Origin of the sequence: Pseudomonas sp. Irchel 3F6, from assembly GCF_900187595.1 — a bacterium.
GTDB lineage: Bacteria > Pseudomonadota > Gammaproteobacteria > Pseudomonadales > Pseudomonadaceae > Aquipseudomonas > Aquipseudomonas siliginis.
Genome location: NZ_FYDP01000004.1, coordinates 353,376 through 374,063, shown reverse-complemented (window position 1 = coordinate 374,063; position 20,688 = coordinate 353,376). Strand labels below are relative to the sequence as shown.

Annotated in this window: 19 protein-coding genes; 13 read left to right on the top strand and 6 right to left on the bottom strand. The window is 60.5% G+C overall.

Annotated features, from left to right (window positions below; all coding sequences use genetic code 11):
- The first annotated feature begins 5 nt into the window (after positions 1–5).
- A complete protein-coding gene (locus tag CKW30_RS16230) occupies positions 6–1,013 on the top strand; it encodes a hydrolase (protein WP_095181327.1) in 1,008 nt (335 codons plus the stop codon).
- Positions 1,014–1,266: 253 nt separating this feature from the next.
- On the opposite strand, the gene CKW30_RS16225 is transcribed toward CKW30_RS16230, so the two are convergent.
- On the bottom strand, positions 1,267–2,121 hold the full coding sequence (locus CKW30_RS16225; RefSeq protein WP_095181326.1) for a sulfurtransferase: 855 nt from the start codon (positions 2,119–2,121) through the stop codon (positions 1,267–1,269).
- 31 nt (positions 2,122–2,152) lie between these two features.
- Complete coding sequence (locus CKW30_RS16220; RefSeq protein ID WP_016772708.1) at positions 2,153–2,824, bottom strand: TetR/AcrR family transcriptional regulator; 672 nt, start codon at positions 2,822–2,824, stop codon at positions 2,153–2,155.
- Between the two features lie 147 nt (positions 2,825–2,971).
- Between CKW30_RS16220 and CKW30_RS16215 the strand changes: the two genes are divergently transcribed.
- From CKW30_RS16215 to CKW30_RS16195, 5 genes are all read left to right on the top strand, one after another.
- Entirely contained in the window at positions 2,972–4,402 is a 1,431-nt protein-coding gene (locus CKW30_RS16215; RefSeq protein ID WP_095181325.1) for a coniferyl aldehyde dehydrogenase, read from the top strand.
- 29 nt (positions 4,403–4,431) lie between these two features.
- Positions 4,432–4,977: a twin-arginine translocation pathway signal protein gene (locus tag CKW30_RS16210; protein ID WP_095181324.1), complete on the top strand. Its 546-nt coding sequence runs from the start codon at positions 4,432–4,434 to the stop codon at positions 4,975–4,977.
- A gap of 131 nt (positions 4,978–5,108) precedes the next feature.
- On the top strand, positions 5,109–6,704 hold the full coding sequence (locus tag CKW30_RS16205) for a GMC family oxidoreductase (protein ID WP_095181323.1): 1,596 nt from the start codon (positions 5,109–5,111) through the stop codon (positions 6,702–6,704).
- Between the two features lie 115 nt (positions 6,705–6,819).
- Positions 6,820–7,299, top strand: coding sequence for a pantetheine-phosphate adenylyltransferase (coaD, locus tag CKW30_RS16200; protein WP_003229157.1), 480 nt, complete (start codon positions 6,820–6,822; stop codon positions 7,297–7,299).
- Between the two features lie 148 nt (positions 7,300–7,447).
- Positions 7,448–7,699 carry a YfhL family 4Fe-4S dicluster ferredoxin gene (locus tag CKW30_RS16195; RefSeq protein ID WP_003195146.1) on the top strand — a complete coding sequence of 84 codons (252 nt, stop codon included), beginning with the start codon at positions 7,448–7,450 and terminating at the stop codon, positions 7,697–7,699.
- Between the two features lie 125 nt (positions 7,700–7,824).
- Here CKW30_RS16195 and CKW30_RS16190 read toward each other — a convergent pair whose 3' ends face one another.
- The 3 genes from CKW30_RS16190 to CKW30_RS16180 are packed head-to-tail and all read right to left on the bottom strand — an operon-like array spanning position 7,825 to position 9,842.
- A complete protein-coding gene (locus CKW30_RS16190) occupies positions 7,825–8,148 on the bottom strand; it encodes a hypothetical protein (RefSeq protein ID WP_041476834.1) in 324 nt (107 codons plus the stop codon).
- A gap of 56 nt (positions 8,149–8,204) precedes the next feature.
- Positions 8,205–9,017 (bottom strand): bifunctional DNA-formamidopyrimidine glycosylase/DNA-(apurinic or apyrimidinic site) lyase, encoded by an 813-nt coding sequence (gene mutM, locus CKW30_RS16185; protein ID WP_095181322.1) that lies wholly within the window; start codon positions 9,015–9,017, stop codon positions 8,205–8,207.
- 12 nt (positions 9,018–9,029) lie between these two features.
- On the bottom strand, positions 9,030–9,842 hold the full coding sequence (locus tag CKW30_RS16180) for an HDOD domain-containing protein (RefSeq protein WP_164558347.1): 813 nt from the start codon (positions 9,840–9,842) through the stop codon (positions 9,030–9,032).
- A 228-nt stretch (positions 9,843–10,070) separates the two neighbouring features.
- Between CKW30_RS16180 and CKW30_RS16175 the strand changes: the two genes are divergently transcribed.
- From CKW30_RS16175 to ilvD, 6 genes are all read left to right on the top strand, one after another.
- Positions 10,071–10,610 carry a type 1 glutamine amidotransferase domain-containing protein gene (locus CKW30_RS16175; protein WP_016772701.1) on the top strand — a complete coding sequence of 180 codons (540 nt, stop codon included), beginning with the start codon at positions 10,071–10,073 and terminating at the stop codon, positions 10,608–10,610.
- A gap of 162 nt (positions 10,611–10,772) precedes the next feature.
- The gene (locus CKW30_RS16170; RefSeq protein WP_016772700.1) at positions 10,773–11,969 is read left to right on the top strand and encodes a class I SAM-dependent rRNA methyltransferase; all 1,197 of its coding nucleotides are present in this window, start codon (positions 10,773–10,775) and stop codon (positions 11,967–11,969) included.
- A gap of 452 nt (positions 11,970–12,421) precedes the next feature.
- Positions 12,422–13,495, top strand: coding sequence for a SagB family peptide dehydrogenase (locus tag CKW30_RS16165; protein ID WP_056786314.1), 1,074 nt, complete (start codon positions 12,422–12,424; stop codon positions 13,493–13,495).
- The gene (locus tag CKW30_RS16160) at positions 13,492–14,469 is read left to right on the top strand and encodes a diiron oxygenase (protein ID WP_095181321.1); all 978 of its coding nucleotides are present in this window, start codon (positions 13,492–13,494) and stop codon (positions 14,467–14,469) included. The genes CKW30_RS16165 and CKW30_RS16160 overlap by 4 nt, the downstream gene beginning before the upstream one ends.
- Positions 14,462–15,694 carry an MFS transporter gene (locus CKW30_RS16155; protein ID WP_095181320.1) on the top strand — a complete coding sequence of 411 codons (1,233 nt, stop codon included), beginning with the start codon at positions 14,462–14,464 and terminating at the stop codon, positions 15,692–15,694. Before CKW30_RS16160 ends, CKW30_RS16155 begins: the two co-directional genes overlap by 8 nt.
- A gap of 256 nt (positions 15,695–15,950) precedes the next feature.
- Entirely contained in the window at positions 15,951–17,792 is a 1,842-nt protein-coding gene (gene ilvD / locus CKW30_RS16150) for a dihydroxy-acid dehydratase (RefSeq protein ID WP_024014684.1), read from the top strand.
- A 173-nt stretch (positions 17,793–17,965) separates the two neighbouring features.
- On the opposite strand, the gene CKW30_RS16145 is transcribed toward ilvD, so the two are convergent.
- Positions 17,966–19,021, bottom strand: coding sequence for a phosphorylcholine phosphatase (locus tag CKW30_RS16145; RefSeq protein ID WP_095181319.1), 1,056 nt, complete (start codon positions 19,019–19,021; stop codon positions 17,966–17,968).
- Positions 19,022–19,260: 239 nt separating this feature from the next.
- On the opposite strand from CKW30_RS16145, the gene CKW30_RS16140 reads away from it, so the two are divergent.
- Positions 19,261–20,652, top strand: coding sequence for an L-cystine transporter (locus CKW30_RS16140; protein ID WP_056786302.1), 1,392 nt, complete (start codon positions 19,261–19,263; stop codon positions 20,650–20,652).
- Positions 20,653–20,688: the final 36 nt, after the last annotated feature.

The following is a 20,688-nucleotide window of genomic DNA, read 5'->3' as shown; positions in this document are numbered from 1 at the left end:
TTGCCGTGCAATCACCGTCCCCGCTTCCCGCCTCGCGTTTCGTTCCGGCCTTCGGCCTCGGCAATCCGCATCTGCAAACCCTGTGGGGGCCGCTGTGGCGCAAGACCGTGCACATCGAGCGCGAACGCGAACGCCTGTGGCTCGAGGACGGCGACTTCCTCGACCTCGACTGGCACGGCCCGCACAGCGCCGAGGCGCCGTTGGTACTGGTGCTGCACGGTTTGACCGGCTCATCCAATTCGCCCTATGTGGCGGGCATTCAAAAGGCCTTGGCCGAGCAGGGCTGGGCCAGCGTGGCGCTGAACTGGCGCGGTTGTTCCGGCGAGCCGAATCTGTTGCCGCGCAGCTACCACTCCGGCGCCAGCGAAGACCTTGCCGAAGCCATCCAGCACCTGCGCGCGAAACGACCGTTGGCGCCGTTGTACGCGGTCGGCTATTCACTGGGCGGCAACGTGCTGCTCAAACATCTTGGCGAAACCGGCAGCAACAGCGGCGTGCTCGGCGCAGTGGCGGTGTCGGTGCCGTTCAGGCTCGACCAGTGCGCAGACCGGATTGGCCAGGGATTTTCGCGGGTTTACCAGGCGCATTTCATGCGCGAAATGGTCGCCTACATCAAGAACAAGCAGCGCCAGTTCCAGCATGACGGACGCGAAGACGGCCTGGCGAAACTGGCCGCGCTCGGCTCGCTGGAAAACATGCGTACGTTCTGGGATTTCGACGGCCGGGTCACCGCGCCGCTGCATGGTTTCACCGATGCCGAGGATTACTACCGCCGCGCCTCGAGCCGCTACTACCTCGGCGAGATCCGCACGCCGACGCTGATTATTCAGGCAGCGGATGATCCGTTCGTATTTCCCCACAGCCTGCCGCAAGCCGATGAGTTGTCAGCCTGCACCCAGTTCGAATTGCAAACGCGTGGCGGTCATGTCGGTTTCGTCGACGGCTCGTTTCGCCAGCCCGGGTATTACCTGGAGCGGCGCATACCACAATGGCTGGCCGCACTCGGTCAATGAACGCCGCATATCCCTTGCAGGAGTGAGCCTGCTCGCGATGGCGGTGGGTCAGTCTGGAAATTCAATGCCTGACAGGACGCCTTCGCGAGCAGGCTCGCTCCCACAGGGATTTGTGTCGGCATGAAAATGCATGGCACAACCTGGTTCAATGTGGGAGCGATCCTGCTCGCGAAAGCGGTGAGTCAGGTGGCATTTAACTCACAGACACACCGCCATCGCGAGCAGGCTCACTCCTACAGAGAGATCGCTGGGTTTATTCGCCCGTGGCAATGCTGCGCGACGGTTCGTTGATCCACTCGCTCCACGATCCGGCATACAGCGCACCCAGCGGATAGCCAGCCAGGCACAGTGCGAACAGGTTATGGCACGCCGTCACCCCGGAGCCGCAGTAGGCGACCAGTTCCGACGGTGAGCGATCACCCAGCTTCGCCGCAAAGCGCTGCTTGAGCTGCTCCGCCGGCAAAAAACGTCCATCACTGCCGAGGTTGTCGGTGAACGCCGCGCACTGCGCGCCGGGAATGTGCCCGGCGACCGGATCGATCGGTTCCACTTCGCCCTTGAAGCGCGGCAAGGCGCGGGCGTCGAGCAGGGTCAGGGTTGGCTGGCCGAGACGTTGTAGCAGTTGCTCGGCGCTGAGCAGCAGGCTCATGTCCGGCTGACCGCTGTAGTGGCCCGGAGTCATGCTCGGCGGATCCAGGCTCAGCGGCAGGCCGGCCGCGTGCCAGGCCTTGAGCCCGCCGTCGAGAATGAACACGCCGTCGCGCTTGCCCAGCCATGCCAGCAACCACCACGCCCGCGCCGCATACGCACCCGGGCCGTCGTCGTACAAAACCACATCGCTGTCGTTGCTGATGCCCCAGGCTTGCAGGCGCTCGATCAACACCGCCGGCTCGGGCAACGGATGACGTCCGGTCACGCCCTTCTCGACTTTACCGCTCAGATCCTGCTCCAGATCGGCGAAACTCGCCCCGGCAATGTGCCCTTCGGCGTAGCTGCGCTGGCCGTAATCCGGATCTTCGAGGGCGAAACGACAATCGAGAATCACCAGCCCCGGCTGCTCTTTGCGAGCGTCCAAAGCTTGTGGGCTGATCAACTGCGCAATCGACATAACGGGCTCCTGTGGAATTCGGCTGAACGGTTTATTTCACGTCTTCAAGGGCCTGCGCCAGCGGCACATAGAACTCGTCGAACAGTGCGTTGACTTCATCCCGCGCCTGATCGGTGACAAACCCTGCCTCAAGCACCAGCACCTGATACACGCCACGCTTCACGGCCTGTTCGCTGAGGTGGTTGGAGTTTTCCCGGGTGGTGCACAGAAAACGCACCCACGACGTCAGGATGATCCACGCATTGAGGGTCAGCGATTCGATCTGCACACGGTCCATTTTCAGGATGCCGGCGGCGACGAAGCCTTCGTAGATCGCTGCGCCCTGGATCACGCAGCGCTGGGAAAAGCGCCGATAGCGCGCGGCCAGTTCCGCATCGCTGTCGAGCAGATGCTCAAGATCGCGATGCAGAAAACGGTAACGCCACATGGCCGAGAGCAGTTCCTTGAGATAGAAACGCTTGTCCTCGACGGTCGCCGGGCGACCCTGAGGCGGACGCAAAAAGCTGTCCACCAGGGCTTCGTACTCACTGAACAACACGGCGATGATCGCCTGCTTGTTGGGGAAGTGGTAGTACAGGTTGCCCGGAGAAATCTCCATGTGCGCGGCGATGTGGTTGGTGCTGACGCTGCGCTCGCCCTGCTGATTGAACAGCTCCAGGCTGTTCTGAACGATGCGCTCGCTGGTTTTTATTCGTGGGGCCATGGCTTGAGCTTTAATTCAGAGTGCGTAGACGGCGCATCTTACGACCTAACCGGAAATGGATAAAACCTTGCCGTGCACGGAAGTCGTTTGACTTTCTAGAGCTTAGACTCTAAAAAGTGCCCATTACAATAAAATCCGGAGCCCGCGATGACTGCCGACATTGCCTACCTGCAAACCCTGCAACAGCCTCTTGAAACCCTCGATCGGCAGTTCCAGGCACAACGGGCCGCGTACGCCGCCAACCCGATGCCGCCGGCCGCACAACGTCAGCAATGGCTCAAGGCTTTGCGCGATCTGCTCAGCGCTGAACGGCAGACATTGATCGACGCGATCAGCGCCGATTTCAGTCACCGCAGCGCCGACGAAACCCTGCTCGCCGAACTGATGCCGAGCCTGCACGGCATTCACTACGCCAGCTGTCACCTGAAAAAATGGATGAAGCCGTCGCGGCGCAAGGTCGGCATGGCCTTCCAGCCTGCTTCGGCAAAGGTTGTTTACCAGCCGCTGGGCGTGGTCGGTGTGATCGTGCCGTGGAACTACCCGCTGTATCTGGCCGTAGGGCCGATGGTCGGCGCCCTGGCGGCGGGCAATCGGGTGATGCTCAAGCTCAGCGAATCGACCCCGGCCACCGGCCTGTTGCTCAAAGAGCTGCTCGCGCGGATCTTTCCCGAAGACCTGGTTTGTGTAGTGCTGGGCGAAGCGGATGTCGGCGTAGCGTTCTCGCGTCTACCGTTCGATCACTTGCTGTTCACCGGTTCCACCAGCGTCGGCAAACACGTCATGCGCGCTGCGGCGGAAAACCTCACGCCGGTCACCCTGGAACTGGGCGGCAAGTCGCCGGCCATCGTCTCCAGAGACGTACCGCTCAAGGACGCCGCCGAACGCATCGCCTTCGGCAAAACCCTCAACGCCGGGCAGACCTGCGTCGCGCCCGACTATGTGCTGGTGCCGGAAGACCGCGTCGGCGCCTTCGTCGAGGCCTACCGTCAGGCTGTGAAAGGCTTCTACCCGACACTGGCCGACAACGCCGACTACACCGCGATCATCAACGAACGCCAGATGGCCCGACTGAACGGTTACGTCAGCGACGCGACCAGCAAGGGCGCGCTGCTGATCCCACTGTTCGAACAAGGCCAGGGCCGACGCATGCCGCACAGCGTGCTGCTCAATGTCAGCGATGAGATGACGGTGATGCAGGACGAGATTTTCGGCCCGTTGCTGCCGATCGTGCCCTATCGCGATCTGGAGCAGGCATTCGCTTACATCAATCAGCGGCCTCGTCCTCTGGCTCTTTACTACTTTGGCTACGACAAACGCGAACAGCATCGCGTGCTGCACGAGACCCATTCCGGCGGCGTATGCCTGAACGACACCTTGTTGCATGTCGCTCAGGACGATATGCCCTTCGGTGGCATCGGCCCCTCGGGCATGGGCCATTACCACGGCCACGAAGGTTTCCTGACCTTCAGCAAGGCCAAGGGCGTGCTGATCAAACAACGCTTCAACGCGGCCCGGCTGATCTACCCGCCCTACGGCACATCGATTCAGAAACTGATTCAGAAGCTGTTCATTCGCTAAACGTTCGTCGACGCCGGGTAATAAAAACAATGCACCCAAGCCTGACCGAAACACCTGCCCTGTCGCGCCGTGGCCTGCTGAAATTCAGCCTCGGCGCCAGCGCGTTTCTCGCCACCGCCGGCCTTGGCGCCAGCCTCACTGGCTGCTCGTCGAGCGTCAGCGCCAACGGTTTCGTCAGTTTGCGCGACGGCGATCTGCTGTTCCTGCGCGCGCTGATCCCGGTGATGCTCGACGGCGCCGTCGCCGCCGGGGAAATGCCCGCAGCGCTAGACGGCACGCTGAAGTCGCTGGACTACAGCCTCGATCACCTGTCGCTGGAAATGCTCAAGCTCACTCGGCAACTCTTCGATGTGCTCGGCATGGCCGTGACCCGTGGCCCGCTCACCGGTATCTGGGGCAGTTGGGAAAACGCCAGCCCTGAAGCGATGCGGCATTTCCTTGAACGCTGGGAGAACAGTTCACTGAGCTTGCTGCGCATGGGCCATAGCTCGTTGCAGCAGATGGTGATGATGGCCTGGTACACCCGCGCCGAGTCCTGGGCTCACTGCGGTTATCCCGGTCCGCCGAAGGTCTGAAACCAGGGCGCGGCCTTCGCGAGCAGGCTCGCTCCCACATTTGAAATGCATCCCCCTATGGGAGCGAGCCTGCTCGCGAAGGGGCCTGCTGCATCACCTCAGCATCCAGAATAATAAAGAGAACCTGACCGATGCCCGTACCCGATCCCTTCCGCGAAGGCCTCGCCCGAGGCTGGAAAACCTACAACGGCGCGCAACTGAGCGACGACCTCATCCTCGAAGCCGACGTGGCGATCATCGGCAGTGGCGCCGGCGGCGGCACCACGGCGGAGATCCTCAGCGCGGCCGGCTACAAAGTCCTGCTGATCGAAGAAGGCCCGCTGAAGACCAGTTCGGATTTCAAGCTGCTCGAAGACGAGGCTTACAGCAGCCTCTACCAGGAAGGCATCGGGCGCATGAGCAAGGACGGCGCGATCACTATCCTGCAGGGCCGCGCGGTCGGCGGCACGACGCTGATCAACTGGACCTCGAGCTTCCGCACACCCGAGCCGACCCTCGAACACTGGGCCAGCGAGCACAACGTCAAAGGCCATAGTCCGGCAGAGATGGCGCCGTGGTTCGAAAAAATGGAGCAGCGCCTCGGCGTCGCGCCGTGGATGGTGCCGCCCAATGCCAACAACGATGTGATCCGCAAAGGCTGCGAGCAACTCGGCTACAGCTGGCACGTGATCCCGCGCAACGTGCGCGGCTGCTGGAATCTGGGCTATTGCGGCATGGGCTGCCCGAGCAATGCCAAGCAATCGATGATGGTCACGACCATCCCGGCGACGCTGGAAAAGGGCGGCGAGCTGCTGTATCTGGCGCGGGTGGAGAAACTGCTGATCAGTGGCGACAAGGTTACCGGGCTGCATTGCGTGGCGATGGACCAACGCTGCGTCGAGCCGACCGGGCGCAGCATCAGCGTCAAGGCGCGGCATTATGTGCTGGCCGGCGGCGGCATCAACAGCCCGGCGCTGTTGCTGCGCTCCGACGCGCCGGATCCGCATGAGCGCATAGGCAAGCGCACCTTTCTGCACCCGGTGAACATGTCCGCCGCGCGTTTCGCCGAGGTGGTCAATCCGTTCTACGGCGCGCCGCAGTCGATCTACTCCGACCATTTTCAGTGGAAGGACGGCACCACCGGGCCGATGGCTTTCAAACTCGAAGTGCCGCCGCTGCACCCGGCGCTGGCCGCCACACTGCTCGGCGGTTTCGGTCAAGAGAACGCGCAACACATGGCTGATCTGCCGCACACCCACGCGATGCTGGCGCTGCTGCGCGATGGCTTCCATCCGGACAGCAGCGGTGGCTCGGTGGAGCTGCGCGGTGATGGCTCGCCGGTGCTCGACTATCAGGTTTCGCAATACGCCTGGGACGGTTTGCGCCGGGCCTTTCACGTGATGGCCGAAATCCAGTTCGCCGGCGGCGCGCAATCGGTGATGCCGATGCACGCCGACGGCCGCTATGTGAAGACACTGGCCGAGGCGCGCTCAATGATCGATGGACTGAGCCTGGAGCTGTACCGCACGCGACTGGGCAGTGCCCACGTGATGGGTGGTTGTGCGATGGGTGAAGATCCGAAAAGCGCGGTCGCTGACAGCCTCGGCCGCCATCATCAACTGAGCAATCTGTCGATTCACGATGGCTCGCTGTTCCCCACCAGCATCGGCGCCAACCCGCAGTTGTCGGTGTATGGCCTGACCGCACAACTGGCGACAGCCTTGGCTGACCGACTGAAAAATCCATGAAAAAGCAGAATATTCCCATCGTCTATAGTGCTTTCTTACCCAACAGGCGACTTGGCCGACCGGGAAGGCTGCGATACCATCCGACTCCCCAACGGACTCCCGCCAGGACGACGCGATGAACCGAGTGTTGTACCCAGGTACCTTCGACCCTATTACCAAGGGCCATGGCGATCTGGTCGAACGCGCCTCGCGCCTGTTCGATCACGTGATCATTGCGGTCGCCGCCAGCCCGAAAAAGAACCCGCTGTTCCCGCTGGAACAACGGGTCGAACTGGCTCGCGAGGTCACCAAACACCTGCCTAACGTGGAAGTGGTCGGTTTCTCGACGCTGCTCGCGCATTTCGCCAAAGAGCAGAACGCCAATGTGTTCCTGCGTGGTCTGCGTGCGGTGTCGGACTTCGAATACGAATTCCAGCTGGCCAACATGAACCGCCAACTGGCACCGGATGTGGAGAGCCTGTTTCTCACGCCGTCGGAGCGTTATTCGTTCATTTCCTCGACGCTGGTGCGGGAGATTGCCGCGCTGGGCGGCGATATCAGCAAGTTCGTCCACCCGGCCGTGGCCGACGCGCTGACCCTGCGCTTCAAGAAGTAGGAGCTGCCGCAGGCTGCGATCCTTTCGTTTTTGGATCGCAGCCAAAGAGTGCCCTTGATCGCCCCCGCGTGCACTGCGAGCTTCAATGCGGCACAATTGCGCGCATTGATTTATAGCGCCCGGGCCTGCCGCCCCGGCTGGAGTTAGCATGTCCCTGATCATCACCGACGATTGCATCAACTGCGACGTCTGCGAACCCGAGTGCCCGAACGCCGCCATTTCCCAAGGCGAAGAGATCTACGTGATCGACCCGAACCTGTGCACCCAGTGCGTCGGCCACTACGACGAGCCGCAGTGCCAGCAGGTCTGCCCGGTGGATTGCATTCCACTGGACGAAGCCCATCCGGAAACTGAAGAACAGTTGATGGAGAAGTACCGCAAGATTACCGGCAAGGCCTGATCTCTTCAGTGCCCGTCCGGCCCTCTTCGCGAGCAGGCTCGCTCCCACATTTGCAATGCATTCTCCTGTGGGAGCGAGCCTGCTCGCGAATGGGCCATCAGCCACACCCCTGAAACCCGATCAGCTCACTCGCGCTGCTCGAACCCCTCCCCCGTACACCCCAGACACCGCACAAACGCTGCTTTCGCCGGGTCTACCACCAGCGCCTGACCGGCATCGCCAACACCGCCGCCGAGCGCGGTAAACGGCAACGACACCACAAACGCTCCCGCACCGATCACCGTGGCCACCACCAGCAAAGGTCGGGCAATCAGCAGGTCGCCAAGCATGGCGTACGCCGGGGGATTCTGGATGGTGTATCGCGGGTCACCGCTGCCGTTTTCCGAGGCCTGAACGGCCAAGCTGGAACACAACAGCAGCGTGACGAAGAAGACTTGCAGGAGTTTCATGGCACGATCCTTCGGGCTGAACAGTGAGACTTCTCACTATAGACCCAAGGATTTTTTCAGGTCTGGCAGCGCGGGCAAAACACGCTGGCACGCTGACCGAGCTTCACTTCGCGCAATCCGGTGCCGCAGACCTTGCAGAGCTGTCCTCCCCGGCCGTAGACAAACAGTTCCTGCTGGAAATAGCCGGGCTGACCGTCGCCGCCAATGAAATCGCGCAATGTCGTGCCGCCACGCTCAATGGCGGCGGCAAGGATGCGTTTGATCTCGATCGCCAGTTTCAAGTAACGCCCGCGGGAAATGCTCCCGGCTTCGCGGCGCGGGTCGATGCCGGCGGCGAACAGCGCTTCGGTCGCATAGATATTGCCCACCCCGACCACCACCGCGTTGTCCATGATGAACGGCTTGACCGCCATCGAGCGCCCGCGTGACAGCTTGAACAATCTTTCGCCATCGAACAGATCGGTCAGCGGCTCCGGTCCGAGGCGAATCAGCAGTTCGTGATTGAGCGGGTCGTTGCTCCACAGCATCGCGCCGAACCGTCGCGGGTCGGTGTAGCGCAGGGCCAGACCCGATTCCAGTTCGATGTCGACGTGCTCGTGCTTCAACGCCGGCAACCCGGCCTCGACCAGACGCAGATTGCCCGACATGCCCAGATGGCTGATCAGTGTGCCGATCTCGGCGTTGATCAACAGGTACTTGGCGCGCCGCTCCACCAGCACGATGCGCTGCCCGGACAGGCGCACATCGAGGTCTTCGGGGATCGGCCAGCGCAGGCGCCGGTCGCGGACGATGACGCGGCTGACACGCTGGCCTTCCAGGTGCGGGGCGATCCCGCGACGGGTGGTTTCGACTTCCGGCAGTTCAGGCATGGTGTCCTCGGATCAATGCGCGCCGAGGTCGCGAATCGTTTGTTTGAGTGTTTCGAAGTCGTAGTCCGACAGACCGACGTAATCGAGCACCAACGGGCCGACCGCGTTCCACTCGAAATCTTCGGTCTGGTTGCCCAGCACCCGATACGAGGCGCAGATGTGCTCGGCCATTTTCAGAATCGCCAGCAAATTTTTCAGCTGGCTGTTCTTCGACGATTCGTCGCTGAAAATCGCCAGCGCGTTGTGGTGGTTGGCGATGGCGGCGCTGACATGCTCCGGCAGGCGCCAGGACTTGGCAGTGTAGTAACCGACCACGGCGTGATTGGTGTTGAACACACGGTTTTCCGTATCGACCACACGGCATTCCGGGCTGGCGCTGGCATAGGCCTCTTCCAGTACGGTCATGTAGTTGGGGAAACGCTGCAGCATCAACGGTACGCCGCAATCGTGGAACAGCCCTAACGCATAGGCTTCGTCACCGGCCTGGGTGCCGATGCGCTTGGCCAGGGTCAGGCATGTCATCGCCACGTCCTGCGCGGTGTCCCAGAAACGGTTGAGGGTGACGATGGTGTCGTCGTTCATCTCGCCCTTGATCGACTGCGCGTTGATCAGGTTGATGATCGAGCGGCTGCCCAACAGGTTCACCGCACGCTGGATCGAGGTGATCTTGTTGCTCAGGCCGTAATACGGCGAGTTGACGATTTTCAGCAGCGCGCCGGACAGGCCGGGATCCTGGGAGATCAGCTTGGCGATCACCTCCAGGTCCGGGTCGGGCATGTACTGCTCCATTTGCAGATCCACCATGATCTGCGGTTGCGCCGGCACACTGATGCCTTGCAGCGATTGTTGAATCTGTTCGGTGGTCAGCTCTTGGGACATAAGTACACACTCCGGGGCAGGCGGCGATTCTAACCGCTGAAACGGCAGGGCGACACACCGATGGGCACATCGTCGGAACTTTCATCTGTGCCCAGGCTTCGGAATCTGTAGGGCGCATCGGACCTCAACGGTCCGCTGCGAAGGCAAAATCTCCACAGACTCAGGAGCTTACCGATGGCAACTTCCCTCAATGGCAAACGCGTCGCTATTTTGGTTACCGATGGTTTCGAACAGGTCGAAATGACAGGCCCCAAGGATGCTCTGGAGCAGGCCGGCGTGCAGGTCGATATCCTTTCCGCCGAGGCTGGCACGGTGAAAGGCTGGAACCATGACAAACCGGCCGACGACTTCCCCGTCAGCAACACTTTCCAGGCTGTGAGCGTCGATCAATACGATGCCGTGCTGCTGCCGGGCGGTGTGCAGAATTCCGACACCATCCGTATCGATCAGGATGCCCAGCATCTGGTCAAGACTGCCGCTTCGGCGGGCAAGCCGATTGCCGTGATCTGCCACGGCAGCTGGTTGCTGATCTCGGCAGGACTGGTCAATGGCAAGACCATGACCAGCTACAAAACGGTCAAGGACGATCTGGTCAATGCCGGGGTCAACTGGGTCGACCAGGAAGTGGTCAAGGACGGCAACCTGATCAGCAGCCGCCAACCGGATGATGTGCCGGCGTTCAGTCAGGCCCTGATTGACGCACTGGCTGCATAAGAGCTGAAATCGCTTTCGCGAGCAGGCTCGCTCCCACAGGTGAATGCATTCCAAGTGTGGGAGCGAGCCTGCTCGCGAAGGGGCCATCCGCTTTTCATCGCAGGCCAGACCGGAGCACGCGTCAACACGCTATACTCCCGCTCTTTTTTCCGGAGCGACGTCATGTCCCTGCCTAGCCTGCGCCTCAAAGCCAACGCCGACCGTCGCCTGCGCAACGGCCACTTGTGGGTCTACAGCAACGAAATCGACGTGGCCGCCACGCCTCTGCACGGCTTCAAGGCCGGCGATCAGGCGGTGCTCGAAGCCGCTGGCGGCAAGCCGTTGGGCATCGTCGCCATGAGCCCGAACAACCTGATCTGCGCGCGTCTGCTGTCACGCGACATCAAACTGGCACTCGACAAGTCGCTACTGGTGCATCGCCTGAATGTCGCACTGTCGTTGCGCGAGCGTCTGTTCGACAAACCATTCTATCGTCTGGTCTACGGCGACTCCGACCTGCTGCCGGGTCTGGTGGTCGATCGCTTCGGCGACATTCTTGTGGTGCAGATCGCCTCGGCGACCATGGAAGCGCACAAGGACGACGTGATCGCCGCGTTGACCCAGGTGCTCAAGCCAAGCGGCATTTTGTTCAAGAATGATTCCGCCGCCCGCGACGCCGAAGGCCTCAACCGTTATGTCGAAACCGTGTTCGGTCTGGTGCCGGAGTGGGTCGCGCTGGAAGAGAACGGCGTCAAGTTCGAAGCGCCGGTCATTCAAGGGCAGAAAACCGGCTGGTTTTACGATCACCGCATGAACCGCGCGCGCCTGGCACCTTACGCAAAGGGCAAACGCGTACTTGATCTCTATAGCTACATCGGTGGCTGGGGCGTGCAGGCCGCTGCGTTCGGCGCCAGCGAAGTGTTCTGCGTCGACGCCTCTGCATTCGCCCTCGACGGCGTCGAGCGCAATGCCGCGCTGAACGGCTTCGCTGACAAGATGACCTGCATCGAAGGCGACGTCTTCGAAGCCTTGAAGGAACTCAAAGCCAGCGAAGAGCGCTTCGACGTGATCGTTGCCGATCCGCCGGCCTTCATCAAACGCAAGAAAGACATGAAGAACGGCGAAGGCGCCTACCGTCGTCTCAACGAGCAAGCCATGCGCCTGCTGACCAAGGACGGCATTCTGGTCAGTGCTTCGTGCTCCATGCACCTGCCGGAAGACGATCTGCAGAACATCCTGCTGACCAGCGCCCGTCACCTGGACCGCAATATCCAGATGCTCGAGCGTGGCGGTCAGGGTCCGGATCATCCGGTGCATCCGGCCATCGCTGAAACCCGTTACATCAAAAGCATCACCTGCCGTCTGCTGCCCAACAGCTGATTGCGCTTGAACACCGGGGAGCCAATGAGCTCCCCGTTTTTTTTGCGCGCCCTCCCCCCGTTTTTTCACACTCGACATGAGTGTACTGCCCTCTTCCTACAACTTCTTTCTCGCTGCCTTGCAGGAAGTTTCGTCATGCCTGTCAATCATGGAAATTAAACCTACACAGTAAGCCTCCTGCAAAAGATCACTCCGACAAAATTACTGGAATATTCCTACTTAATATCCGCTTGCCAATATTCGATTACAAACTAATATGAAGTTGTCGCAACGAAGCGACTCAACTACCAACGAACAAGGAGTTCACATCATGAAAACCATTTATCTCGAAACAGACAAACTCGCCAACCTGGCCTTTCTGGTTGCAGCCACCGGCCGCTAAGTAAGCCTGGACGCCGGAGAGTGCCGGCACTCTGGCGTCCATCAGACTTTTTCCCGAGTGACCTGAGCCCATGTATATCAATCCTTTTCTTTTTATATTGCCGCGCCCGCCTGGACAAGTTGTCTGGAACTACAAGAACCACACTCAACACGAACTTGATCTTGATTACTCCCATCGCCTCGCCAGACTTATACACAACCCTGAATTATTTGATCCGAACAACATAATAGACACACAACTTCTGGACGCAGGAATTCTGACAACTTCCAAAATAGACAGCCCGAATTGGGGCTGGGATGAATTGTCGAAGATCTATCACATCGGCACACAAAACATACCTAGCGCACATACGCCTCGGAATATCCACGAGTGGTCCAGGCAATATCTGGCGCACTGCAGCGAAGTGCTGGCGAAGCCAGAACCTGCAGACACCCGGGCGCGGCGATCAGTGCAGCCCCTGATTACCCTGCCCGTACCGGGCGCCATTGATGATGACAGCCTGACTCAGGCCCTGATGAGGCGCAAAACCTGTCGTTCCTACACCGGTGCAGCGGTGACACTGGATGAGGTTGGCACGCTGCTGTATTTGACCCTCGGCTATCTTCCCCCACGCGACAATGCCCACGACGATCCGGTCGCACCTGGTCTCGAGGCACGCCGAAGCTGCCCGTCCGGCGGCGGACTGAACGCCTGTGAGGGATTTGTCCTGGCGCAAAATGTCAGCGGACTGGAACCCGGCATCTACGCCTATCACCCTGCCGAACACGCCCTGAGTCGGATCAATGCGCTGCCGGATCCGGAGCTGGGTCAATTGCTCGGCGGCCAGCATTTCATCAACAACCTGCCACTGGGCGTGTTCATCACTGCAAGGTTTGATCGTCTCTGGTGGAAGTACGAGCACTCGCGTGCCTATCGCATGGCCTTCATCGAAGCCGGTCATCTCTCGCAAACCTTTCAACTGGTAGCGACGACGCTGGGGTTGAACACCTGGTTGACCGGCGCATTTGCCGACGCACAGATTGAAACCCTGCTCGGCATCGCGGACAGCGCCGAGCAACCGTTGTTCTTCGTCGGCTGCGGACAAAGCGATGGCCAGGCCATGTGCCAGGAAATGCGTGATCTGCTCAGCGGAGCACAGTCATGATTCCCACGGCTATGGACGAAAGCGAAGCCCCGGTGTCATGGTCGCTCAAATTCACGCTTCCAGGCTGGGAGAACCGTGCATCGGTACGCAGCAGTGTCCACGACTATCGATTACCGGGCGATGTCGAGCAGCAATTGCAAACCCGCTACTGGTTACCCCCGGCCTTTGTGCCCTATCTGGCGCATCCGGCCATCCAGGCCAAAGGTCGCGAAACCCTGCACCGCCTTACCGCCAATCATCTGGTGTATTTCCTCGACTACACCACCCTGCTCGAACACCGCATCGTCAACCGCGCGGTGGAAGTCATCGTGCACCGCGAACTGCCCATTTATATACCGCTACCGATGAAACATGCGGCACTGCAGCTGTATACCGACGAGGGCTACCACGCGCTGTTTTCCAACCAGATTGCCGAGCAGATCGCTGCGCTCTACGGCATCACCCGGCGACCGGTCATTCCGAAGCGGATCAGCCGCATGAACGCTTTGATCGCGCGCACGCCGGAGAAAAACCGTGCATTGGCCTGGTTCCTGCTGGGATTTGTCTCGGAAACCATCATTGCCCGCGAGTTGCTGGAGGTCTGCCGCGACACGCTGGTATCCAGTGTGAGTGACATGTTGCGTGATCACCTTGCCGACGAAGCCCGGCACAGCCGCTATTTCGCCGAAGCCTTCCATTACTTCTGGATTGCGATGAACAGTCGTCAACGCCTGTTCGCCAGCAAGACCCTCGTGGAGATCATTTCCATCTTCTTCGAAGCAGATGAAGGCTGGCTGCAACAAAGCCTGCGTTCGGCCGGTATTGCCGAGATCGACGTGATGGAGATTGTCGGCGGCACGGCAACGGTGCAGGCCAACCGCGCTCGTGCACGCGTTGGCTGCAAACCTACGGTGGAGGCCTTGCACAAGGCGGGCTTCTTTGCATTGCCCCACAACCAGACACTTTTCGCCAAAGCAGGATTGATCGATGGATAAACACAGCCGTGTAGCTACCCGCCGGCAACAACGCGGTGCCGTCAGCCTGTTGTTGGCGATGATCCTGCTTGGCGTGTTTCCGCTGGATGTGCTGCTGCCTTCCTTTCCGGCATTGGCAGCTCACTTTGGCCGATCGTCTAACGACATCGCGCTGTCGATCAGTCTGTTTGCCGTGGGCATCGCATTTGCCCAGTTATTGATCGGCCCGCTGTCAGATGTGATCGGGCGCAAAGGTCTGCTGCTTGCCGGCATGAGCGTGTCGCTGCTCGGCGCACTGGGCTGCGTGCTGAGCAATGACTACACGCTGTTCCTGATTTTCCGGGTGATGCAGGCGCTGGGATGCGGTTGCTTCGTGCTGTCCCAGGCACTGGTGCAGGATCTGTTCGAAGGCAACGAGCGTGATCGCCTGCGGATCCTGATGGTCACCGCAACGGGCATCTTCATTTCGGTATCACCATTGGCGGGCACGTTTCTGCAGGCCACGCTCGGCTGGCGCGGCAGCTTCTGGGTCTTCATCGCCCTGGCCGCAGCAGTTCTGATCAAGACCTGGCGATTGCTCGACAACAGCCGTCCTCCTCATGACGCCAATCGTCTGGGCTTCATCCAGTCCTATCAGCGCGTCCTGGGCAATTTTGAATTCGTCGGCTGCTGGCTGATTTCCGCCTTCGCTTTCGCCTGCCACTTTTCCTTCATTGTCATTTCGCCGCTGATCTTCATGGAGCAGCTGCAGATGGCACCTTACGATTTCGCCTTGATCCTGCTGATTTACGGCGCCGCCTATGTCTTCGGCGGCGTGCTCGCCAGCGTGCTGAACCGGCATATCAATGCGCAACAGCAGATTTTTACCGGGCTGAGTCTGATCCTGCTCTCGGGACTGGTAATGCTCTATCTGGCCGCCAATCATGATTTGTCAGCTGCGACGGCGCTGATTCCAATGCTCATCTGCACGGTGGGCACGACCATTTCCCGGCCACCGGCTACCTCCCGCGCCATGAGCCTGTTCGCCGAAAATGCCGGCGCATCGGCGTCCGCCGGCAGCACCATCATCTTTATCTGTGGCGGGCTGGTCAGCGCCTTGATCAGCCTCGGCCCGGCCAACCTGCAAGCGACGCTGGGTTACGGCTTCGTGGTGTTGAGCGGCGTATCGCTGTTGCTCAACAGCGTGATTGGCCGTCGCGTCAGCAACCTGCGCAGCAATCCGGTGATGCCGGGAGGCGACCACTGATCCTGCCAGTCGTCATCCCGCGTGCCTCTTCAGCGGGGGAACAACGCTTTGCGCCATTCCCTCGCGACGCCAGCGGTGTAGAATCGCCTCATTCATCGCCATTCATCCCCGGCGGGTTTATGAGCTCAGGCTGAGACCAGCGGCGATCCCGCAACGTCATCGGCAGCTTCCGGACACACGGCCATTTTTCGGGTGTTTCAGAGGTCAACAGAAGCTCACTCCCCTTTAGTACGTGATTAGCCGCCCGGAGTGCTCCATGCCAGATTACCGCTCGAAAACATCCACCCACGGCCGCAACATGGCCGGCGCCCGCGCACTGTGGCGCGCCACCGGCATGAAAGATGACGACTTCAAGAAGCCGATCATTGCCATCGCCAACTCGTTCACCCAGTTCGTCCCGGGGCATGTGCACCTGAAGGACCTGGGTCAACTGGTCGCCCGCGAGATCGAACGCGCCGGTGGCGTGGCCAAGGAATTCAACACCATCGCCGTCGATGACGGCATCGCCATGGGCCACGACGGCATGCTGTATTCGCTGCCGAGCCGCGAGATCATCGCCGACTCCGTCGAGTACATGGTCAATGCCCACTGCGCCGACGCTATCGTGTGCATTTCCAACTGCGACAAGATCACCCCGGGCATGCTGATGGCCGCGTTGCGCCTGAACATCCCGGTGATCTTCGTTTCCGGTGGCCCGATGGAAGCGGGCAAGACCAAACTCGCCTCCCACGGCCTCGACCTCGTCGACGCCATGGTGATCGCCGCCGACTCCAGCGCTTCTGACGAGAAAGTCGCCGAGTACGAGCGCAGCGCCTGTCCGACCTGTGGTTCATGCTCCGGCATGTTCACCGCCAACTCGATGAACTGTCTGACCGAAGCACTGGGTCTGGCCTTGCCGGGCAACGGTTCCACTCTGGCCACTCACAGCGACCGCGAACAGCTGTTCCTGCAGGCCGGTCGCACCATCGTCGAGCTGTGCAAGCGTTACTACGGCGAGAACGATGACTCCGTGCTGCCGCGCAACATCGCCAACTTCAAGGCGTTCGAGAACGCGATGATGCTCGACATCGCCATGGGCGGTTCGACCAACACCATCCTGCACTTGCTCGCAGCCGCCCAGGAAGCCGAGATCGATTTTGACCTGCGCGACATCGACCGTCTCTCGCGCAGCGTGCCGCAGCTGTGCAAAGTCGCACCGAACATCCAGAAGTACCACATGGAAGACGTGCACCGCGCCGGCGGCATTTTCAGCATCCTCGGTTCGCTGGCCCGTGGCGGCCTGCTGCACACCGACCTGCCGACCGTACACAGCCGCAGCATGGAAGAAGCCATCGCCAAGTGGGACATTACCCAGACCAGCGACGAAGCCGTGCATCACTTCTTCAAGGCAGGTCCTGCGGGCATTCCGACCCAGACCGCGTTCAGCCAGTCGACCCGCTGGGAAACCCTCGACGACGACCGTGAAAACGGCTGCATCCGCAGCTTCGAGCACGCCTATTCGAAAGAAGGCGGTCTCGCCGTGCTGTACGGCAACATCGCGCAGGACGGTTGCGTGGTGAAAACCGCCGGAGTCGATGAGTCGATCCACGTCTTCGAAGGCAACGCGAAAATTTTCGAAAGTCAGGACAGCGCCGTGCGCGGCATCCTCGCTGACGAAGTGAAGGAAGGCGACATCGTCATCATTCGCTACGAAGGCCCGAAAGGCGGCCCGGGCATGCAGGAAATGCTCTACCCGACGTCCTACCTGAAATCCAAAGGTCTGGGCAAAGCCTGTGCGCTGCTCACCGACGGGCGTTTCTCCGGCGGTACTTCCGGCCTGTCGATTGGTCACGCTTCGCCAGAAGCTGCGGCCGGCGGCGCGATTGGTCTGGTGCAGGATGGCGACAAGGTGCTGATCGACATTCCGAACCGCTCGATCAACCTGTTGGTCAGCGACGAAGAACTGGCGGCACGCCGTGCCGAGCAGGACAAGAAAGGCTGGAAACCGGTCGAGGTGCGTCCACGCAAAGTGACCACCGCGCTCAAGGCCTATGCCCTGCTGGCGACCAGTGCCGACAAGGGCGCGGTGCGTAACAAAGCGATGCTCGACGGGCTGTAACCGTCAAATCGTCGATGCAAAAATGCCCCGCCATGTGCGGGGCTGATCGTTCCCACGCTCTGCGTGGGAATGTCTCAAGGGACGCTCCGCGTCCAGTGACGCGGAGCGTGGGAACGATCCAAAACAAGATCAAAAGATCGTAACCTTCGGCAGCTCCTACATGCGATCGTGGCTTACTGGATGTCTTCCGGTTTGACGATCACCCAGTTCTTGTCCGCCGTCACCGGCAAGCCTTCCTTGGCCTGCGCCGCCGCGTGCCTGGCCATCATGCCGTTGATTTGCGTCATGTACTTGTCCTTGCGGTTGATCCACAAGTGAATGCCGCCCTTGGCCACATCGACATCGTGGAACAGCATGTAACCGTCGCTCGTCGGGGTATCGCCGCCGACCAGTACCGGTTTTTTCCATTCATCGATATAGGTCAGGATCGCTGCGTGCTTGCCGGCCATCCACGTTGCCGGGGTCCACAGGTACGGCGTCAGCTCCAGGCCGAGGTTGGCCTTCTCGTCATATTTGCCAGCAGTGATCTGTTTGCGCGCAGTGGTCAGCTCGCCGGTCTTCTGATCCTTGAGCAGCAGTGAAACGCCAATGACGTTCTGCGGTTTGACGTTGTAACCGTACTTGGGATCCGCCGCGACCATACGCACCAGTTCCTCGGAGGCGGCGGTCATCACGTAGACCTCGATGCCGTTCTCCATCAGCTTGTTGTACAGCTCCTGCTGGCCAGTGAAGATCTTCGGCGGATTGACATCGAGCTTCTTCACCACATCGCCTTCGTAATACGTCGCCGGCACCGGTTTGCCCGAAGCCATCAGCTCGTCAACGTAGCCCTTGAGTTCCTTGAGGGTGAAGCCAGAGAATACCTGCGCCACCCACGGGTAGCAGACCATGTCGTCGACTTCGCAGAGCCGGTAGTAATAACTGAACAGGCTTTCCTTGTGCTCGGCGGTGTCCTTGAAGGGCATCAGTTTCAGCGAGGGGTCGAGCTTGTCGCGGGTAATAAGGCCTTTGTTTTCCATGAACGGCAGCAAGGATTCTTCGAGGTCGTAGCGGTAACTGGTGTTGTCCATGTCGAACACCGCGTAATTACCCTTGTTGGCGTTGGCGGCAATCATCGCGTCCAGCGCCTTGGCCTGATCCGCCGGCCAATGCTTGAGGTCCGTGGCCAATGCCTGGCCAGCAAGGCCAGCCGCCAGTGCCATAGCCAACAACGTGCGTGCAATTCTCATAGCGCTACTCCCCGATGCAAAGAGTTCGACGCTAACAAATCATTGTGACAAGCCTCGCCTGTCAGCGACCGCTTACGTCCCCTGCGCGTCAGTTGCATTGCCGACAGCGACACGCGCTTATTCCAAAAACGACGGTTGCCCAGCCATTTTGGTATTAAATCATTGCAAATCAAGCTGTTAGGCTTGCCGGTTCGCAGCAGCCCCGGATGGCTGTTGGCACAGTCTTTACTGGAGTTCTCATGAATCTACCGCTGATTCTCAACCTGCTGGTGTTCCTCGCCCTGCTCTTCGGTCTGGCGCAGACCCGCCACACTACCTGGAGCCTGGCGAAAAAAGTCCTGCTCGCACTGGTCCTCGGCGTGGCGTTCGGCGTCGCGCTGCACACGATTTACGGTGCCGGCAATCCGGTGCTGAAAGCCTCGATCGGCTGGTTCGATCTGGTCGGCAACGGTTACGTGCAGTTGCTGCAAATGATCGTGATCCCGCTGGTGTTCGCTTCGATCCTCAGCGCCGTCGCCCGCCTGCACAACGCCTCGTCGCTGGGCAAGATCAGTTTCCTGACCATCGGCACGCTTCTGTTCACCACCGCCATCGCGGCGTTGATCGGCATCGGCCTGACCAACCTGTTCGGCCTCAGCGCTGAAGGTCTGGTTGCCGGCACCCAGGAAATGGCACGCCTGCAAACCATTCAGAACGACTACGCCGGCAAGGTCGCCGACCTGAATGTGCCGCAATTGCTGCTGTCGTTCATTCCGCAGAACCCGTTCGCCGACCTGGCCCGGGCCAAGCCGACCTCGATCATCAGTGTGGTGATCTTCGCCGCATTCCTCGGGGTTGCCGCGCTGCAACTGCTCAAGGACGACGTCGAGAAAGGTCAGAAAGTGATCAACGCCATCGACACCCTGCAAGCCTGGGTGATGCGTCTGGTGCGTCTGGTGATGAAGCTGACCCCGTACGGTGTGCTGGCGCTGATGACCAAAGTGGTCGCCGGTTCCAACCTGCAGGACATCATCAAGCTCGGCAGTTTCGTCGTGGTCTCGTATATCGGCCTGGGCCTGATGTTCGTCGTGCACGGCGTGCTGGTGTCGGCCGCCGGGATCAACCCGCTGCGCTTCTTCCGCAAGATCTGGCCGGTGCTGACGTTTGCTTTCACCAGTCGCTCCAGCGCGGCGACCATCCCGCTGAGCATTGAAGCGCAGACCCGTCGTCTGGGCATTCCGTCGTCAGTCGCCAGTTTCGCTGCCTCGTTCGGTGCGACCATCGGCCAGAACGGGTGTGCCGGCCTGTACCCGGCGATGTTGGCCGTGATGGTGGCACCAACGGTCGGCATCAACCCGCTGGATCCGCTGTGGATCGCGACGCTGGTAGCGATTGTCACGTTGAGTTCGGCCGGTGTCGCCGGAGTGGGTGGAGGCGCGACGTTCGCCGCACTGATCGTGCTGCCAGCGATGGGCCTGCCGGTGTCACTGGTGGCGTTGCTGATTTCGGTCGAGCCGCTGATCGATATGGGCCGCACCGCGTTGAACGTGAGTGGCTCGATTACCGCAGGGGCGATTACCAGTCAGGTCATGCAGCAGACTGATAAAGCGTTGCTGGATGCCGATGAACACGCAGAGTTGGCCCAGGCTTAAGCTTCTCAGCGACTGAGCGGGCCTCTTCGCGAGCAG

Excerpts from the sequence above, each read along its gene's own strand:
- CKW30_RS16175 (WP_016772701.1), top strand. The coding sequence starts at position 10,071 with ATGGCAACTTCCCTCAATGGCAAACGCGTCGCTATTTTGGTTACCGAT.
- CKW30_RS16220 (WP_016772708.1), bottom strand. The coding sequence starts at position 2,824 with ATGGCCCCACGAATAAAAACCAGCGAGCGCATCGTTCAGAACAGCCTG.
- CKW30_RS16160 (WP_095181321.1), top strand. The coding sequence starts at position 13,492 with ATGATTCCCACGGCTATGGACGAAAGCGAAGCCCCGGTGTCATGGTCG.
- CKW30_RS16225 (WP_095181326.1), bottom strand. The coding sequence starts at position 2,121 with ATGTCGATTGCGCAGTTGATCAGCCCACAAGCTTTGGACGCTCGCAAA.
- CKW30_RS16195 (WP_003195146.1), top strand. The coding sequence starts at position 7,448 with ATGTCCCTGATCATCACCGACGATTGCATCAACTGCGACGTCTGCGAA.
- CKW30_RS16205 (WP_095181323.1), top strand. The coding sequence starts at position 5,109 with ATGCCCGTACCCGATCCCTTCCGCGAAGGCCTCGCCCGAGGCTGGAAA.
- CKW30_RS16210 (WP_095181324.1), top strand. The coding sequence starts at position 4,432 with ATGCACCCAAGCCTGACCGAAACACCTGCCCTGTCGCGCCGTGGCCTG.
- coaD (WP_003229157.1), top strand. The coding sequence starts at position 6,820 with ATGAACCGAGTGTTGTACCCAGGTACCTTCGACCCTATTACCAAGGGC.
- CKW30_RS16140 (WP_056786302.1), top strand. The coding sequence starts at position 19,261 with ATGAATCTACCGCTGATTCTCAACCTGCTGGTGTTCCTCGCCCTGCTC.
- CKW30_RS16170 (WP_016772700.1), top strand. The coding sequence starts at position 10,773 with ATGTCCCTGCCTAGCCTGCGCCTCAAAGCCAACGCCGACCGTCGCCTG.
- CKW30_RS16190 (WP_041476834.1), bottom strand. The coding sequence starts at position 8,148 with ATGAAACTCCTGCAAGTCTTCTTCGTCACGCTGCTGTTGTGTTCCAGC.
- CKW30_RS16155 (WP_095181320.1), top strand. The coding sequence starts at position 14,462 with ATGGATAAACACAGCCGTGTAGCTACCCGCCGGCAACAACGCGGTGCC.
- CKW30_RS16165 (WP_056786314.1), top strand. The coding sequence starts at position 12,422 with ATGTATATCAATCCTTTTCTTTTTATATTGCCGCGCCCGCCTGGACAA.
- CKW30_RS16145 (WP_095181319.1), bottom strand. The coding sequence starts at position 19,021 with ATGAGAATTGCACGCACGTTGTTGGCTATGGCACTGGCGGCTGGCCTT.
- ilvD (WP_024014684.1), top strand. The coding sequence starts at position 15,951 with ATGCCAGATTACCGCTCGAAAACATCCACCCACGGCCGCAACATGGCC.
- mutM (WP_095181322.1), bottom strand. The coding sequence starts at position 9,017 with ATGCCTGAACTGCCGGAAGTCGAAACCACCCGTCGCGGGATCGCCCCG.
- CKW30_RS16215 (WP_095181325.1), top strand. The coding sequence starts at position 2,972 with ATGACTGCCGACATTGCCTACCTGCAAACCCTGCAACAGCCTCTTGAA.